The 16758-nt window shown below is 66.9% G+C and carries 14 protein-coding genes; 7 read left to right on the top strand and 7 right to left on the bottom strand.

Annotation, left to right across the window (positions count from 1 at the left end; genetic code table 11):
* Positions 1-9 precede the first annotated feature (9 nt).
* Entirely contained in the window at positions 10-1359 is a 1350-nt protein-coding gene (locus BLR03_RS15260; protein ID WP_091254160.1) for an acetyl-CoA C-acetyltransferase, read from the bottom strand.
* Between BLR03_RS15260 and BLR03_RS15255 the strand changes: the two genes are divergently transcribed.
* Together BLR03_RS15255 and BLR03_RS15250 are read left to right on the top strand one after the other, a co-directional pair.
* Positions 1358-2248 (top strand): TetR/AcrR family transcriptional regulator, encoded by an 891-nt coding sequence (locus BLR03_RS15255; protein WP_175460574.1) that lies wholly within the window; start codon positions 1358-1360, stop codon positions 2246-2248. The two genes, BLR03_RS15260 and BLR03_RS15255, sit on opposite strands and share 2 nt — an antisense overlap.
* 88 nt (positions 2249-2336) lie before the next feature.
* On the top strand, positions 2337-4460 hold the full coding sequence (locus BLR03_RS15250; protein WP_091254157.1) for an acyl-CoA dehydrogenase family protein: 2124 nt from the start codon (positions 2337-2339) through the stop codon (positions 4458-4460).
* Between the two features lie 133 nt (positions 4461-4593).
* On the opposite strand, the gene glgA is transcribed toward BLR03_RS15250, so the two are convergent.
* Positions 4594-5802 carry a glycogen synthase gene (glgA, locus tag BLR03_RS15245; protein ID WP_091254153.1) on the bottom strand — a complete coding sequence of 403 codons (1209 nt, stop codon included), beginning with the start codon at positions 5800-5802 and terminating at the stop codon, positions 4594-4596.
* A 96-nt stretch (positions 5803-5898) separates the two neighbouring features.
* Between glgA and glgC the strand changes: the two genes are divergently transcribed.
* From glgC to BLR03_RS15230, 3 genes are all read left to right on the top strand, one after another.
* The gene (gene glgC / locus BLR03_RS15240; protein WP_217639799.1) at positions 5899-7323 is read left to right on the top strand and encodes a glucose-1-phosphate adenylyltransferase; all 1425 of its coding nucleotides are present in this window, start codon (positions 5899-5901) and stop codon (positions 7321-7323) included.
* A gap of 56 nt (positions 7324-7379) precedes the next feature.
* Entirely contained in the window at positions 7380-8888 is a 1509-nt protein-coding gene (locus tag BLR03_RS15235) for an SDR family NAD(P)-dependent oxidoreductase (RefSeq protein WP_091254143.1), read from the top strand.
* 138 nt (positions 8889-9026) lie between these two features.
* On the top strand, positions 9027-9494 hold the full coding sequence (locus BLR03_RS15230) for a pyridoxamine 5'-phosphate oxidase family protein (RefSeq protein WP_091254140.1): 468 nt from the start codon (positions 9027-9029) through the stop codon (positions 9492-9494).
* 7 nt (positions 9495-9501) lie between these two features.
* On the opposite strand, the gene BLR03_RS15225 is transcribed toward BLR03_RS15230, so the two are convergent.
* Positions 9502-9948, bottom strand: a complete 447-nt coding sequence (locus tag BLR03_RS15225; RefSeq protein WP_091254137.1) for a universal stress protein — start codon at positions 9946-9948, stop codon at positions 9502-9504.
* A gap of 225 nt (positions 9949-10173) precedes the next feature.
* Here BLR03_RS15225 and BLR03_RS15220 point away from each other — a divergent pair, with 225 nt between their 5' ends.
* Positions 10174-10905, top strand: a complete 732-nt coding sequence (locus BLR03_RS15220; protein ID WP_091254135.1) for a response regulator — start codon at positions 10174-10176, stop codon at positions 10903-10905.
* A 38-nt stretch (positions 10906-10943) separates the two neighbouring features.
* On the opposite strand, the gene BLR03_RS15215 is transcribed toward BLR03_RS15220, so the two are convergent.
* The gene (locus tag BLR03_RS15215; protein ID WP_175460572.1) at positions 10944-12644 is read right to left on the bottom strand and encodes a GAF domain-containing sensor histidine kinase; all 1701 of its coding nucleotides are present in this window, start codon (positions 12642-12644) and stop codon (positions 10944-10946) included.
* Between the two features lie 168 nt (positions 12645-12812).
* On the opposite strand from BLR03_RS15215, the gene BLR03_RS15210 reads away from it, so the two are divergent.
* The gene (locus tag BLR03_RS15210) at positions 12813-13310 is read left to right on the top strand and encodes a pyridoxamine 5'-phosphate oxidase family protein (RefSeq protein ID WP_091254133.1); all 498 of its coding nucleotides are present in this window, start codon (positions 12813-12815) and stop codon (positions 13308-13310) included.
* Between the two features lie 42 nt (positions 13311-13352).
* Here BLR03_RS15210 and BLR03_RS15205 read toward each other — a convergent pair whose 3' ends face one another.
* From BLR03_RS15205 to BLR03_RS15195, 3 genes are read right to left on the bottom strand one after another with little or no spacing between them, the layout of a single operon-like run.
* The gene (locus BLR03_RS15205) at positions 13353-14204 is read right to left on the bottom strand and encodes a transglutaminase family protein (RefSeq protein ID WP_091254131.1); all 852 of its coding nucleotides are present in this window, start codon (positions 14202-14204) and stop codon (positions 13353-13355) included.
* Entirely contained in the window at positions 14201-15127 is a 927-nt protein-coding gene (locus BLR03_RS15200; protein ID WP_091254130.1) for an alpha-E domain-containing protein, read from the bottom strand. Before BLR03_RS15200 ends, BLR03_RS15205 begins: the two co-directional genes overlap by 4 nt.
* Complete coding sequence (locus BLR03_RS15195) at positions 15120-16715, bottom strand: circularly permuted type 2 ATP-grasp protein (RefSeq protein ID WP_091254128.1); 1596 nt, start codon at positions 16713-16715, stop codon at positions 15120-15122. The genes BLR03_RS15200 and BLR03_RS15195 overlap by 8 nt, the downstream gene beginning before the upstream one ends.
* Between the last annotated feature and the right edge of the window lie 43 nt (positions 16716-16758).

The following is a 16758-nucleotide window of genomic DNA, read 5'->3' as shown; positions in this document are numbered from 1 at the left end:
GGGTTCCCCTTAGAGTGCTTCGAGAATTGCGACGACGCCCTGGCCGCCGGCGGCGCAGATGGACACAAGCCCGCGCGCCGGGCGGCCGTCGGCCTGGCCCTTGTCATGCAGCATCTTGGCCAGTGACGCCACGATCCGGCCGCCCGTGGCAGCGAACGGGTGTCCGGCAGCCAGCGAAGAGCCGTTGACGTTCAGTTTGGACCGGTCGATGCTGCCGAAGGCCCTGTCCAGGCCCAGGCGGGTGCGGCCGAATTCCTCGTCCTCCCACGCGGCAAGGGTGCTCAGCACGGTCCCGGCGAAGGCCTCGTGGATCTCGAAGAAATCGAAGTCCTCAAGGGCGAGGTTGTGGCGTGCGAGCAGCCGCGGCACCGCGAAGGCCGGCGCCATGAGCAGCCCGTCCTTGCCGTGGACAAAGTCTACGGCGGCAGCTTCGCCGTCCACCACGGCGGCGAGCTTGGGGAGGTCGTGGGCATCGGCCCATTCCTCGGAAGCGAGCAGCACGGTGGAGGCGCCGTCCGTCAGCGGGGTGGAATTGCCGGCCGTCATGGTCGCCTCGGCGCCAAGGTTCTTGCCGAAGACCGGCTTGAGTGCCGCCAGTTTCTCCAGGCTCGTGTCGGCCCGCAGGTTGGAGTCGCGGCTCAGTCCCCGGTAGGGCGTCAGGAGGTCGTCGAAGAAGCCGGCGTCGTAGGCCGCGGCAAGATTCTTGTGGCTGTTGAAGGCGAGCTCGTCCTGGGCCTCCCGGGTGATCTTCCATTGCGCGGTGGTCAGCGCCTGGTGCTCGCCCATTGACAGCCCGGTGCGCGGTTCCCCCGTGTTCGGGGCATCGGGGGCCAGGTCCTTGGGCCGGAGCCGGCTGAGTACCTGCAGCCTCCGGGATACCGTCTTCGCCCGGTTCAGGTCCAGAAGCACCTCGCGGAGCCCTTCGCTGACGGCGATGGGGGCATCCGAGGCCGAGTCGACGCCGCCGGCGATCGCTGACTCGATCTGGCCCAGCTTGATCTTGTTGGCCAGGCCGAGGACTGTCTCAAGGCCGGTGGCGCACGCCTGCTGGAGGTCATACGCGGGGGTCTCGGCGGAGAGGGCCGAGCCGAGAACTGCTTCCCGGGTGAGGTTGAAGTCGCGGGAGTGCTTGAGGACGGCTCCGGCAGCGACTTCCCCGATCCGCTCATCCTGGAGGCCAAAGCGGGCAATGAGTCCGTCCAGGGCGGCGGTGAGCATGTCCTGGTTGGAGGACTTGGTGTAGGCGCCGCCGGTCCGGGCAAACGGTGTGCGGTTGCCGCCCACAACCACGGCTTTGCGGAGGTGCGGGGCGGCGGTCGGTTCCTGCGGGCCGGGTACTGACTGTCCGTTGACGGACATGGGCTGTCTCCTTCGATCAAAGCGGTTACCGATACCCAGCGTACCTGATACGCTGGGTATCGTGAACATCCCCCACGCTAGTCCGCCGGACGCCACCACGGCCAGCGGCAAGGCCGCCGCCAGGGGCGCGGCCCCCCGGTCAAACCCCCGGTCAAGCACCCCGCCAAGCGGTGGATCGGGCGTCCCCTCCGGCAGCTCCGGTGGGCCGTCCGGCGTCGACGGCCGTTCCTCGCGGTGGCAGTCCCACCGCGAGGAACGGCGGCGGGAACTCATCAAGTCCGCCCGGAAGGCGGTGCACGCCCTGGGCAGCGATGCATCCATGGAGGACATCGCCGTAGCCGCGGGAACGTCAAAGTCCGTGTTCTACCGCTATTTTGGTGACAAAGCCGGCCTCCAGCAGGCCGTGGGCGAGGTGGTGCTGGGCCAGATGCAGCGCCGGATCCAGGAGGCTGCCCAGAGCGCCCAGACACCGCGCGAGGGCCTGTTCGCCATGGTCTCGGCCTACCTGCAGATGGCCGAGACCAGCCCGAACGTCTACACGTTCGTGACGCGCCACGGCGACGCGGACACGGCGGGCCCGTCCATCTCCACCGCCGGGGCGCTGAGCCACTTCTTCGCCGCCATCAGCGACATGATCGCCCGGCCCATGCGCAGCCACCTGGGCGGCGGCCAGGACAAGGAAGCCGTGATCGGCTACTGGCCCAACGCCGCGATCGGACTGGTGCGGAACGCCGGAGAACAGTGGCTCGCCAGCCCGCCAGGACCCGCCAAGCCGGACCAGGAGGCCATGGCACGGCAGATTACGGACTGGCTCTGCTTCGGGATCGCTCCCGAACTGCAGACGCCCCCGACGGGAGCGGACCCTGTGCCGGACCGCGGCACCTCCTAGCACCGGTACCCGGGCCCCCGGGCCACGGAACCGCGGCCCGGAACTGAGGCCTTAGCACTGAATTGTCAGAACCAAAGAAGGAATCGACATGACTGAACTCGCCGACCGTACCGCCGGCACCGAGCCCGGACACAGCACAACATCGGCAGCCCGCCGGCCCGGCGCTCCGGAGCAGGCCGCCGTCGACGTCGCAGCCCTTGGCGAGCAACTGCTGGGCAAATGGGCCGACGTCCGCCGGCACGCCCGCGCGGTGTCCGGCCAGCCGGAACTGCACAAGATCGAGGGCCTGACCCACACCGAACACCGTCGGCGCGCTTTCGGGCAGCTGGAGCACCTCGTGCGCCACAACGCCGTCCACCGGGCCTTCCCGTCCGCGCTTGGCGGCAACGATGACCACGGCGGCAACATTGCAGGCTTCGAGGAACTGGTCACCGCCGATCCTTCCTTGCAGATCAAGGCCGGCGTGCAGTGGGGCCTCTTCGGCTCCGCCGTGATGCACCTGGGCACCGAGGACCATCACCGCAAGTGGCTGCCGGGCATCATGAGCCTGGCGATTCCCGGCTGCTTTGCCATGACCGAGACCGGGCACGGCTCGGACGTCGCCAGCATCGCCACCACGGCCACCTACGACGCGGCCACCGAGGAATTCGTGATCCACACGCCGTTCCGGGCCGCGTGGAAAGACTACATCGGCAACGCCGCGATCGACGGCCTGGGTGCGGTCGTCTTCGCCCAGCTCCTGACCAAGGGCGTCAACCACGGCGTGCATGCCTTCTACCTGGATCTGCGCGACCCCGACACCAAGGAATTCCTGCCCGGGATCGGCGGCGAGGACGACGGCGTCAAGGGCGGTCTGAACGGCATCGACAACGGCCGGCTCCACTTCGCCAACGTCCGCATCCCGCGCACCAACCTGCTCAACCGCTACGGCGATGTCGACGCCGAGGGCAACTACACCTCCCCCATCGCCAGCCCGGGCCGCCGCTTCTTCACCATGCTCGGCACCCTCGTCCAGGGCAGGGTCTCGCTCGACGGCGCTGCCGTGGCCGCCTCCAAGCTCGCGCTGAAGACCGCCATCCAGTACGCCACCGAGCGCCGGCAGTTCAACGCCTCCTCCCAGACCGACGAGGAGGTCCTGCTGGACTACCAGCGGCACCAGCGCCGGCTCTTCACCCGGCTCGCCACCACCTACGCGGCCAGCTTCGCGCACGAGCAGCTGCTCGAGAAGTTCGACGACGTCTTCTCCGGCCGGCACGACACCGACGAGGACCGGCAGGACCTCGAGACCCTGGCCGCGGCGCTCAAGCCGCTCAGCACCTGGCACGCCCTGGACACGCTGCAGGAATGCCGCGAGGCCTGCGGCGGTGCCGGCTTCCTGATCGAGAACCGCTTTGCGTCGCTCCGCGCCGACCTCGATGTCTATGTGACCTTCGAAGGCGACAACACGGTCCTGCTGCAGCTCGTCGCCAAGCGCCTGCTCGCCGACTACGCCAAGGAGTTCCGCAACGCCAACGTCGGTGTCCTGGCCCGCTACGTCGTGTCCCAGGCGACGGGCACTGCGCTGCACCGCAGCGGCCTGCGCCAGGTTGCCCAGTTCATGGCCGATTCCGGCTCCGTGCAGAAGGCCGCGATCGCCATCCGCGACGAGTCAAGCCAGCGCGCCCTCCTGACCGACCGGGTCCAGACCATGGTCGCGCAGGTCGGCGCGGCGCTCAAGGGCGCCAACAGGCTCCCGCAGCGGCAGGGCGCCGCCCTGTTCAACGCACACCAGCACGAGCTCATCGAAGCCGCCCAGGCGCACGCCGAACTGCTGCAGTGGGAGGCCTTTACCGAAGCCCTCGGCAACGTCACCGACCCCGGTACGCACAAGGTCCTGACCTGGCTGCGTGATCTCTTCGGCCTCTCACTCATCGAGAAGAACCTGTCCTGGTACCTGATGAACGGCCGGTTGTCGATGCAGCGCGGACGCACCGTGGGCGAGTACATCAACCGGCTCCTCGTGAAGATCCGGCCGCACGCCGTCGACCTTGTGGACGCGTTCGGCTACGGACCGGAGCATCTCCGCGCGGAGATCTCGACCGGAGCGGAAAAGATCCGGCAGGACGAGGCCCGGGACTACTTCCGGAAGCAGCGGGCCAGCGGCCAGGCGCCCGTGGATGAAAAGATCCTGCTCGCCCGCACCACGCTGCAGTCCAAGCCCGCGCGCGCCTGACGTTTCCGGCGGCACCATCATCCGGCGAAGCCCCTTAACGCACGACGGCGCCGCTCCCCGCTGAGGGGAGCGGCGCCGTCGCGTGCTCAGCAGTCCTTGCCTGAGTCCGTATCTCTGTCTGGAGGACTGCTGGTCAGGCCGCCGGACCGGGCAGGACCGAACGGTAGACCTCGAGCGTGGTCTCCGTGATGGACTCCCAGGAGAAGTGCTTCTCCGCCCGGCGCCGACCCGCTTCCCCCATGGCCCGGGCCCGGGCGGGATCGGACACCACCTCGGTCAGGGCGGCGGCGAACTCGGTGACAAACTTCTCCGGGTCGAGCGGGGTGCCCGTGCCGTCGGTGACCTGTTCGAGCTCCACCAGCAGCCCGGTCACGCCGTGATCTACAACCTCCGGGATACCACCGGTGGCGCTGGCCACCACGGCGGCACCGCAGGCCATGGCTTCAAGGTTCACGATGCCCAGCGGCTCGTAGATGGACGGGCAGGCGAACGCCGTGGCGTGGCTGAGGACCTGGATGAGCTCGTTGCGGGGCAGCATCCGTTCCACCACGATTACGCCCGTGCGCTTGCTCTGCAGCTCCTCGATGAGGCGCGCGGTCTCGGCCGCCAGCTCGGGAGTATCGGCTGCGCCGAGGCACAGCACCAGCTGGACATTGGCCGGCAGTTTGGCGGCGGCACGGAGCAGATACGGAACCCCCTTTTGCCGGGTATTGCGGCCGACAAACACGACGCTCGGCAGCGAGGGATCGATCCCGAGCGCCCGGACGACGTCCTCGCCCTCGTCCCGGTTCCACAGGCTGACGTCAATGCCGTTGTGGACTACCTTGACTTTGGCCGGGTCCACCTCCGGATAGCTGCGCAGGATGTCCTGCCGCATGCCTTCCGAAACGGCAATGATGGCGGCGGCGGCCTCGTAGGCGGTCTTTTCCACCCAGGAGGAGACCGCGTAGCCGCCACCAAGCTGTTCGGCCTTCCACGGGCGCAGCGGTTCCAGGCTATGGGCGCTGAGCACATGGGGAATGCCGTGGAGCAGGGACGCGATGTGTCCTGCCATGTTGGCGTACCAGGTGTGGGAGTGCACCAGGTCCGCGCCGGCAATGTCCGGAACGATCCTCAGATCCACCCCGAGGGTCTGGATGGCGGCGTTGGCGGAGCCCAGGTCTTCGGGCACGGAGTAGGACGTGACCGTCGCTCCGTGGTACCCGGGCTCGCGGGGCGCGCCGAAGGCACGCACCTGTAGGTCCACACGTTGGGCCAGGACTCTGCTGAGCTCGGCCACATGGACTCCGGCGCCGCCGTAGATTTCCGGCGGGAATTCTTTGGTCACAATGTCTATTCGCACATGCACCAAGGTAGTCGTTACGGTGGAACTGATCTAGTGTGAAGACGTTCGGGCATGCCGGACTGTTTTGGGGAGTAACGAAGGCGTTCAGGAGCGATAACCATGCCGCATCAAAAGAAAGTCTTGGCAATTGTCCTCGCAGGTGGCGAGGGAAACCGGCTCATGCCATTGACGGCGGACCGGGCCAAGCCGGGCGTGCCCTTTGCCGGAAGCTACCGGCTCATTGACTTTGCCCTATCAAATCTCGTGAATTCGCGTTATTTGCAAATTGTGGTGCTGACGCAATACAAGTCGCACAGCCTGGACCGGCACATTTCTGAGACGTGGCGCTTGTCCACCCAATTAGGCAACTACGTGGCCTCCGTTCCGGCCCAGCAGCGGGTCGGCAAGAGCTGGTTCCTGGGGAGTGCCAACGCCATCTATCAGTCTCTGAACCTGATCCACGACGCCAACCCCGACATCGTCGTCGTGGTCGGCGCAGACCACGTCTACCGCATGGACTTCTCCCAGATGGTGGCGCAGCACGTAGCCAGCGGGGCCAAGGCGACGGTAGCCGCCGTCCGCCAGCCGTTGCACATGGCGGATCAGTTCGGCGTGATCGAAACCGACCCCGAGAACCCGGACAAGATTTCCGCCTTCGTCGAGAAGCCGTCCTCGACGCCCGGACTCGCCGCGGACCCGAGCCAGTTCCTGGCCTCCATGGGCAATTACGTGTTCAACGCCGATGCCCTCGTCGAGGCGCTGCACGTCGACGCCGAGCGCCTCGACACCAAGCACGACATGGGCGGGGACATCATTCCCTACTTTGTCTCCCAGGGTGAGGCCGGCGTCTACGACTTCACGCTCAATGACATTCCCGGGTCCACCGAACGGGACCGCACCTACTGGCGCGACGTCGGCACCATTGACTCGTTCTACGACGCCCACATGGACCTCATCTCCCCCGTGCCGGTGTTCAACCTCTACAACTCCGAGTGGCCGATCTACACCCGCCAGAGCGTCTCCCCGCCGGCCAAGTTTGTCCGCGGCAAATCCAACACCGTAGGCACCGCCCTCGATTCCATCGTGGCCAACGGTGTCGTCGTCTCGGGCGGCATCGTGGAGGGTTCAGTGCTCTCCAACGATGTGTACGTCGGGACGTCCAGCCGGGTCCTGGATTCGGTGCTCATGGACAAGGTCAATGTCGGCGAGGGTGCTGTGATCAGGCGCGCCATCCTCGACAAGAACGTCAAGGTTCCGGCCGGGGCCGCGATCGGCCTCGATGCCGAACTCGACCGCGCCCGCGGCTTCAAGGTCACGGAGTCCGGCATCACGGTCCTGTCCAAGGGGCAGCTCGTCCCGGAGCCCAGCGACGCAGAACGGGCGCTCTCCGCCGCTAACCTGCGCCTTGTGCCGGATGCCGTCCGCGCCGCCACCGAAAACTGGCCGGAATTGCGGGAGTCGGTGGACAGGGTCGCTGAGGTGCAGGCCGCCGCCGTCGGCGTGGACGCCCAGGGCAAACGCTCGACCAAGGCCTACTAGGACCGGTGCCCTGCCGGAGGTCCGGCAGGGCACCAGTTGCCTGTAAAATTGGGGCAATGAGCTCCCCCGATCTATCCTCCGATCTTTCCGTTGCTGCGTTGACCGCAGCCGAGCCGGCCGCTGCCGAGCTGACCCCGGAGGAGATTCGGGCTTGCCTGAAGGTCCTGAACACCATCCACGCGTACGACGAGGAACACCCGGACTACGTGTCCGTCCGCCGTGCCACCGGAAAGATGTTTAAGGCGGTCAAGCGCCACCGCCGGGTTGCCAAGCGGGATGAGATCGCGGAAGCGGACCGCGCCGTCATCGCCCAGACGGCGACGGCTGCCCCGGACAGGATCGACGACGAGACACGCGGCAACAAGCTTGCCCCGTCCGCGACCGGCGAAATCGCCGGCCACCTCATCAGGTCTCGCCCGTGCTACATCTGCAAGCAGCACTACACCCAGGTGGACGCCTTTTATCACCAACTGTGCCCCGAGTGTGCCCTGTTCAGCCACAGCAAGCGCGACGCGCGCACCGACCTGACCGGCCGCAATGCCCTGTTGACCGGCGGCCGGGCGAAGATCGGCATGTACATCGCGCTCCGGCTCCTCCGGGACGGCGCCCACACCACCATCACCACACGCTTCCCGAAGGACGCCGCCCGCCGCTTCGCTGCCATGGAGGACAGTGCAGACTGGCTGCACCGGCTCCGGATCGTGGGCATCGACCTCCGCGACCCGTCCCAGGTGATGGCCCTGACGGACTCCTTGGACGCCGCAGGACCGCTGGACATCATCATCAACAACGCGGCCCAGACGGTGCGGCGCTCCGGAAACGCCTATAAGCCTCTGGCCGACGCCGAGGACGAGCCGCTGCCCGCGGCCCTTCAGGCCGGCAATGGGGGCCCCGAGCTCGTCACGTTCGGCCACGCGCACGACAAACACCCGCTGGCACTGGCCAGCACGGTGCTTGAACACCCCGTCCTGGCCGGGGACGCCATCACCTCCCTGGCCTTGTCCACGGGTTCGGCCTCGCTGGAGCGCATTGCCTCGGGCACCGCGATTGACGCCGGCGGGCTGGTTCCGGATCTCGCCACGATCAACAGCTGGACCCAGGTGGTGGACGAGGTGGACCCGCTGGAGATGCTCGAAGTGCAGTTGTGCAACGTCACGGCCCCGTTCCTGCTGGTGAGCCGGCTCCGCGGCGCCATGAAGCGCTCCACCGCGCGGCGGAAGTACATCGTCAACGTCAGTGCCATGGAAGGCCAGTTCTCCCGCGCCTACAAGGGCCCCGGGCACCCGCACACGAACATGGCCAAGGCGGCGCTGAACATGATGACGCGCACCAGCGCCCAGGAGATGCTCGACGCCGACGGCATCCTGATGACCGCGGTGGATACCGGCTGGATCACGGACGAGCGCCCGCACTACACCAAGGTCCGTCTCATGGAAGAGGGCTTCCACGCGCCCCTGGACCTGGTGGACGGCGCGGCCCGCGTCTATGACCCGATCGTCATGGGCGAGGCCGGCGAAGACCAGTATGGCGTCTTCCTCAAGGACTACAAGCCCAGCCCCTGGTGACGTTCGGAGCTCCCCGGATCCGTCTTGGCGGCACGGGGAGCGCGCCGCGGGACACGTGTGGCCGCCGGGCCATATGGCCCCTTGACCGGGCCTTATGGCCCTGATGGGAGTCGGAGCCGGCCCGTAAGGTGTCTGTCCATGGACTCAACCACGCCCTCGCCCGATTACTCGCTCACCATGGACCAGTGCTGGGTCCTCCTCGACACTGAAACCGTGGGGCGCGTCGCGCTGATCGTGGATAGTCATCCGGAGATCTTTCCAGTGAATTTCGTGCTGGAACGGCGTGCGATCGTCTTCCGCACCTCTGGCGGCACGAAACTGTGGGGCGCCATCACCACCAAGCCGGTCGCCTTCGAAATCGATGGATACGACGCCCACGACGAGGCGGCGTGGAGCGTCATGGCCCGCGGCGAAGCCGAGCTCATCGAGAGCCAGGAGGAGAAGGATGCCGTGGATGCGTTGCTCCTGGAGCCCTGGCAGCCCGGCGAGAAGGCCTATTACGTGCGGGTCGCTCCCAAAGCGCTGACCGGACGACGCTTCAAGGTCAACCGGCCCGATCTCTGGACTACACGCCTTTCGGACCCGCGCCGCTCCACCTTCGAATAGCTAGGCGTCAGGACTCCTTTTCTGGCGAGTGCACGATCAGCACCGGGCAATGCGCATGCGCCACGCAGGCGGAGCTGACGGATCCCAGAAGCAGGCCGCCGAAGCCGCCGCGGCCGCGGCGGCCCAAAACCAGCATGTCCGCGGTTTTGCTTTCCTCGATGAGCATGTGGCGCGGATGGCCTTGGACAAGCCGGGTTTCGACGTTGGCGGGAGCGTCCGGGCCGAACGCCTTGGCGACTGCTTCGGCGAGGATCTCCCCCGCCCGGACATCAAAATCATCGATGCCGACGGCGACGTAGCCGTCGTAGACCGGCGGGTAATCCCAGCAGGCCAGGGCGACCACTGTGGCGGACAGCGGCACGGCAAGGCGCTGCGCCTGCCGGAGAGCCTCCACAGAAGCCTCCGAGCCGTCAACGCCCACAACGATGGTCCGGGTGTCGCTGGCTTCGTTCATTGGTGATCCCTCATCCTCGTATCGGCCGGGCATGGATGGCGCCGCTCCCATGATGCCGCCCGGCCCTGCAGGCGCCTAGGGCCAAAAGTCATGCAGCGGTGCCGGTGGGTGGGCATTAGGACCCTTGTCCCGGGACACGGTGTGCAGAAGAATGGCAAAGGCTTGGGGAAGTCAACAAACTACGGAATCAAACGGTGCAGCAGTAAGCGGCCGGACAGGAGAGTCATGATTGCCTGGTCAGATGCAGGTCTCACTGCACCCGATGGCGTGCCGGCGGTTATCCGCGTCTTTATCCTTGACGATCACGAGCTGGTCCGGCGCGGGCTGCAGGAACTCCTCGAAGGCGAAGGATTCGTCGTGGTGGGCAGTTCCGGATCCGCGGTGGAAGCAACCCGCCGGATTCCGGCCCTCCATCCGGACGTCTGTGTGCTGGACGCCCGGCTGCCTGACGGGACCGGTATTGAGGTCTGCCGCGATGTGCGCTCTGTTGACCCGTCCCTGAACTGCATCATCCTGACGAGCTTTGACGACGAACAGGCACTGCGCGGCGCCGTGCTGGCAGGCGCCCGGGGCTACGTGCTCAAAGAGATCGGCGGCACCGACCTGATCGGTGCCCTGCGGCGGGCAGCCACTGGGGAATCGCTCTTTGCGGAAGGCGTCGCCGCCGGCGTCGTGGACAGCCTGGTGGATACCGAGGAAGTCGACCCCCGTACCTCGTCCCTCACGCCTCAGGAACGCCGGGTACTGGAACTTGTGGGCGGCGGACTGACCAACCGGCAGATAGCGGCGGAGATGTTCCTGGCGGAAAAGACCGTCAAGAACTACGTTTCCTCGCTGCTGGCCAAGCTCGGATTCGAACGCCGCACCCAGGCAGCCGTCTTCATCGCCAGTCCGGCGGTCCCGGTGGCGTCCGCCGGGAACGCCGGTGACGCGAACCGGCCGCACAGCGTCCGGTAGCACCTGCAGTCCGGGCTTACCGCCTCAATAAAGGGGCCCTAAAGGGGCACCGACCACTCGAGGCTCGTACCGGCGTCGGGCGTGCTGGTGATGGTGCACTCGCCGTCGAGCATCCGCGCCCGGTCCTCGAGGTTCGTCAGGCCCCCGCGTTTTTCCGGATCGGCGAATCCGGTGCCGTTGTCGTTGATCACCACCGTCACCCGGCCCTTGATGACGGCGACAGAGACGGAAATCGTGTCCGCCCCGGAGTGGCGGATCGCGTTGCTGAGGCCCTCAGAGACCACAGCCACCACGTTGTCGGCCTTGTCCGGTGTCACGGCATCCACCGGTCCGGTGATGGTCAGGCGCGGGGCAAAAGGCATGGACTTCGCCGAGCTCTTCGTGACCCGGCGGATCCGGCCGCTCAGCAGTTCGGTTTCGCCGCCGCTGCTCTTGAGGGAGTAGATGGTGTCGCGGAGGCTCCGGATGGCCTCGTCGAGTTCGCCCGTGATGTTGCGGATCCGCTCCAGCGCCAATTCTTCCTTGGTGAAGCGGGTGAGGCTCTGCACGCTCAGCCCGGCAGCGAACAGTCGTTGGATGACGAGGTCATGGAGGTCCCTGGCGATCCTGTCACGGTCGGTGAAGACAAGGAGCTCTTCGCGCAGCCGGTGCACCCTGGCCAGTTCCAGGGCCAAGGCAACGTGGGAGCCGAAGACAGCGCCCATTTCAATGTCTGTCCTGGCGTAGCGGACCGAATCCTTGTTCTTTGCCAGCAACAGAAGCCCGTGGTGGGCGCCCTGGGTGCTGAGTGCCACGGCCAGCAGCGGCCCGGTGACGGCGCCGTCGACCTCCCCGACGACGTCGGACGCGTCGTCGAAGAGGACCGGCTCGCCGCCGTCGAGAACTCCTTCCAGACGTTCGGACGCAAGGTGGAGCGACCGTCCCGAAAAGGACCGTCCGCGTTCACCGGCGACGCCGATCACCACGTAGCTCGGCGAGTCCGCCGCGGGCGCTACCAGCAAGGCGAGGTCGGACCCGGACTCCTGGAGTGCGCGGGCGGCAATCGGGTCAAGGCCGCCCGAGGTGTAGTCCCGGTCGGTGCTCAGCATCAGCCCGGACACGTCCATGCTGGCCTCCAGCCACCGCGCTCTGCGGCGCGCGTCGTCGTAAAGGCGGGCGTTCTCGATGGCGACACCGGCGGCTGCGGCGAGGGCGACTGCCAGGGCTTCGTCCTCGTCAGTGAAATCGCCGCCGCCTTCCTTCTCCGTGAGGTAGAGGTTTCCGAAGACGACTTCGCGGACGCGGACCGGGACGCCGAGGAAGGAATGCATGGGCGGGTGGTGTGCGGGGAAGCCGTAAGACTCCGGATGTCGGCGGAGATCGTGCAGCCGCAGTGGCCGGGGATTAGAAATCAGCAGGGCGAGTACACCGTGGCCGGTCGGCAGCGGACCGATCTGCCGGGCCAGCTCTTCGTCGATGCCGACGGTGATGAAGTGGCTCAGGGCGTGGTCATCACCGATCACCCCCAGGGCGCCGAACCGGGCGTGCAGCAACCGGCACGCCGACATCACTACGCGCTCCAGGACTGCATCCAAGCTCAGGTCCTCGGCTACGGCTACAACCGCCTCGAGCAGCCCGGTCATGCGTTCCTGGGACTGCTGCAGCTCCTCGGCCCTGGAACCAAAACCCTTCAGCAGCTCCTCGAGCCTCGGAGTCGGGTCGGGGGCGCTATGGCCATGGCTCTTACCCGTTGAATGCATATTGATTGCCCCAATCGCTCCGGCGCTCGTCGACGCTGACGATGTGTTGCCAGAATACCGTGAACTGCACGGAAGGTCCCGAGTAGTCAGCATCTATTTGCGCTTTGCTCCACGGCTGGGACCTTTTGCCCTAGCCCCTGCTCACCCCTCCGGCGTAAGCTCACCGGCATGAGTACTGATGCGAACCCGGGCGGCCAGCCGCCAAAGGACCAGCCCCACGCCGTGGAAAACCTCGATCATCACGAATGCTGGCGACTCTTGCGTAGCGTCTCGGTGGGCAGGCTGGCGGTCTGGGTGGACGATCATCCCGACATCTTCCCGATCAATTACAAGGTCGATCACGGGACGCTGGTGTTCCGCACCGCAGTGGGCACCAAACTGCAGGCAGCCACGGGCGACACGCCGGTGGCCGTGGAAGCGGACGGCGTGGACGCGGACACCGGGATCGCCTGGAGCGTCGTGGCCAAAGGCCAGGCCGCGCCGGTGCAGAACCCTGAGGAAGTCATGGACACCGTGGGTCTGTTGCTGTTCCCGTGGCAGGCCGGCAAGAAGGAGCACTTCGTCCGGATCACGCCGGACACCGTCACCGGCCGGCGCTTCAAGGTGGTCCCGCCGATGACCTGGTGGACACCGCTGGACGACGCCACCCGGTCCGGACTGGAATAATCCTTACCCCCGGTCCCCTACCGCCCCGATCCCCGGGTTGCGCTAGGCGAGGCGGGTGATCTCCACGCTGACGTTGAGGGCCGATCCGCCGCCGCCGGACAGGATGCCCTTGAGCGGCGGGACGTCGCGGTAGTCGCGGCCCCGGGCCACGGTGACGTGGAAGTCCCCGGCAGGCTTGTGGTTGGTCGGGTCCCAGCTGCGCCATTCGCCGTCCCACCATTCGAGCCACGCGTGGGACTGTCCGGCAACCGTCTCGCCGATGTCCGCCGTCGAACGCGGGTGAAGGTAGCCGGAAACATAGCGGGCCGGGATCCCGCAACTGCGGAGGGAGCCGATGGCCAGGTGCGCCAGGTCCTGGCAGACGCCCTGCCGCTGGTTCCAGGCCTGCTCGGCGTTGGTGGTGACGCCGGTGGAGCCCTTCATGTACGTCATCTCGCCGCGCATCCAGGCGAAGACCGCCATGGCGGCCTCGTGCGGCGTCTTTCCCTCGACGACGCCCGGAATGATGCCAAGCACTTCGGTGCCCGGACCGGTCAGCTGGGACTGTGGAATCCAGTCGCTGTACTGGTTGAGTGTCTCCGGGGCCGCCAGGACGTCCCACCCGACGATGTCGGCCTCGGCTGCGATCTTCTCCACCCGGTGCACCTCCACGGTGGTGGTGGAGAGGACTTCGAGGTGGTCGTGGGGCATCTGCATGTCGAAGGCCGTCACGCGCGTGCCCCAGTAGTCGCGGTAGCTGCTCAGGGCCGCCTGTGAGGGCGACACCTTCATGGAGGACTCCAGGACCACCTGCTGCGGGTCCGTCAGCGGGGTCATCCGGGCCTCGTTGTAGGACAGGGTGACGCGCTTGTTGTATTTGTACGCCGTCTTGTGGACGATCCTCAGCCGGGTCATGAAACTTCTCCCACCCAGGCCAGTTCGTCTGCCTGATTGAAGTACTTACGGGAAATGGCGTCCGAGGCCTGCGAGACCGCCTTTTGCACGCGCTCCATGTGCTCCGGCAGTTCCGACATAAGGTCATCGGTGCGGTGGAACTCCAGGAAGGTGCGGGCCTGGCCGACAATGCGGCGGGCGTCGTTGATGAAGCCGACGCGCTGGGCCGAGGGATCCAGTTTCGCGAGGCACTCGTCGGCGTCGCGCAGGGCGTAGACGATTGACCGCGGGAACAGCCGGTCCAGGAGCAGGAACTCTGCGGCGTGCTGGTCGCCGAAGGCCGCCCGGCGCGTGCGCAGGAAGGATTCGTAGGCGCCCGCGCAGCGGAGCATGTTCACCCAGGACATACCGGCCGAGAGGACATCGCGCGTGGACAGCATGCGGGCCGTCATGTCGGCGCGCTCGAGGGACCGGCCCAGGACCAGGAACAGCCAGCTCTCGTCGTGGCTGACGGTGGTGTCGGCGAGGCCGCTGACCATCGCCGTGCGCTCCAGGACCCAGTTGCAGAACCGGTAGGTGCCCACGACGTCCTTGCGGTGCTGGTTCAGCCCGTAGTAGGTCGTGTTGAGGCTTTCCCAGAGTCCGGAGGAGACGGTCTCCCGGGCACGGCGGGCGTTTTCCCGGGCCGCGCCGAGCGAGCCGGCAATCGACGTCGCACTGTGCTTGTCGTACGCCAGGGCGTTCAAGAGCTCGGGGAGACCGAACTCGTCATTCTGCGGGCGTGCACCCATCACCGCCAGGAGCTCCTGCGCGACGCTGCGCTGTTCTTCCATGGGCAGGTGGTTGAGCCGCTCGAGGTGGACGTCGAGAATCCGGGCTGTGCCGTCGGCCCGTTCCACGTAGCGGCCGATCCAAAACAGTGACTCGGCAATACGGCTAAGCATTCGCGGTTACCTCCTGCGCGTCAGAAATCTGCTGCTGTTGCTGCTCTTTCTGGCTGTCGCGCCAGTTGCTTTCCACCGGCCAGACCGAAACCCGCTCACGGACCGTGACGGTGGGCCGCGGGATGACCTCGACCGGAACCTGCGGGGAATCCGCCAGGACCCAGGTGTCCTTGGAGCCGCCGCCCTGGCTTGAATTGACGATCAGCGAACCCTCCTTGAGCGCCACCCGGGTCAGGCCGCCGGGAAGCACCCAGACGTCCTCGCCGTCGTTGACCGCGAACGGGCGCAGATCCACGTGCCGGGGGCCGAACTTGTCGCCGCTGAGCGTGGGCACCGTGGACAACTGCAGCACCGGCTGCGCGATCCACCCGCGGGGATCGGCGATGACCCGCTTGCGCAGGGCTTCGAGTTCTTCCTTGGACGCATCCGGGCCGATCACGAGGCCCTTGCCGCCGGAGCCGTCGACCGGCTTGACCACGAGCTCGTCGAGCCGGTCCAGGACGTGCTCCCGGGCTTCCTTCTCTTCCAGCCGGAAGGTGTCCACGTTGGCGATCACGGGCTCTTCGCTGAGGTAGTACCGGATCAGGTCCGGCACGTAGCTGTACACGAGCTTGTCGTCGGCGACGCCGTTGCCCACCGCGTTGGCGATGGTCACGCCACCGGCACGGGCCGCGTTGACCAGACCCGGGCAGCCGAGCATGGAATCGGCCCGGAACTGCAGCGGATCCAGGAACTCGTCGTCGATGCGTTTGTAGATGACATCCACGCGCTGCTCACCGGCCGTGGTGCGCATGTAGACGCGGTTGCCGCGGCAGATGAGGTCACGGCCCTCGACGAGCTCGACGCCCATGAGGCCGGCAAGGAGGGTGTGCTCGAAGTAGGCGCTGTTGAACACGCCGGGGGTCAGGACCACGACGGTGGGATCGTCGACGCCGGCAGGCGCCGTCTTGCGCAGCGCGGACAGGAGCCGGCGGGGGTACTCCTCGACCGGGCGGATGAGCTGCTGGCCGAAGGCCTCGGGCAGGCCCTTGGCCATGGCGCGGCGGTTCTCGAGGACGTAGCTGACGCCCGAGGGCACGCGCACGTTGTCCTCCAGGACCCGGAAGGTGCCCGCGGCGTCCCGGACGACGTCGATGCCGGAAATGTGGACGCGGACACCGCCGGCAGGTTCGAAGCCGTGCACCTGACGGTGGAAGTGGGCGCTCGTGGTGACGAGTTGGCGCGGGATGACGCCGTCGGACACCACGGTCATCTTGTCGTAGACGTCGTTGAGGAAGGCCTCCAGGGCCCGGACCCGCTGCGCCACTCCGCGCTCCAGGACGCTCCACTCATCGGCGGGGATCACCCGGGGGACGATGTCCAGGGGGAAGGGGCGCTCCTCGCCGGCGAAGTCGAAGGTGACGCCGCGGTCCAGGAAGGTCCGTGCCATGGAATCGGCGCGGGCGCTCACATCGGCCAATGAAAGTTCACGCAGGGCCCCGGCCACCTGCCCGTAGGACTTCCGGGCCTGCTGGCCGGGGGCAAACATCTCGTCGTAGGCGCCGGTGCGGCCGGCAGCCTCGGAGTAATCCTGGAATAGGTCAGACATGGTGACTAGCCAACCACTTTTTCGTTACGAAATCATTTCGGCG

The sequence above is a fragment of the Arthrobacter sp. ok909 genome (genome assembly GCF_900104405.1).
Classification (GTDB): domain Bacteria; phylum Actinomycetota; class Actinomycetes; order Actinomycetales; family Micrococcaceae; genus Arthrobacter; species Arthrobacter humicola.
Note: the sequence above shows the minus strand (reverse complement) of the source record. Positions and strands in the feature narration are given on the sequence as shown.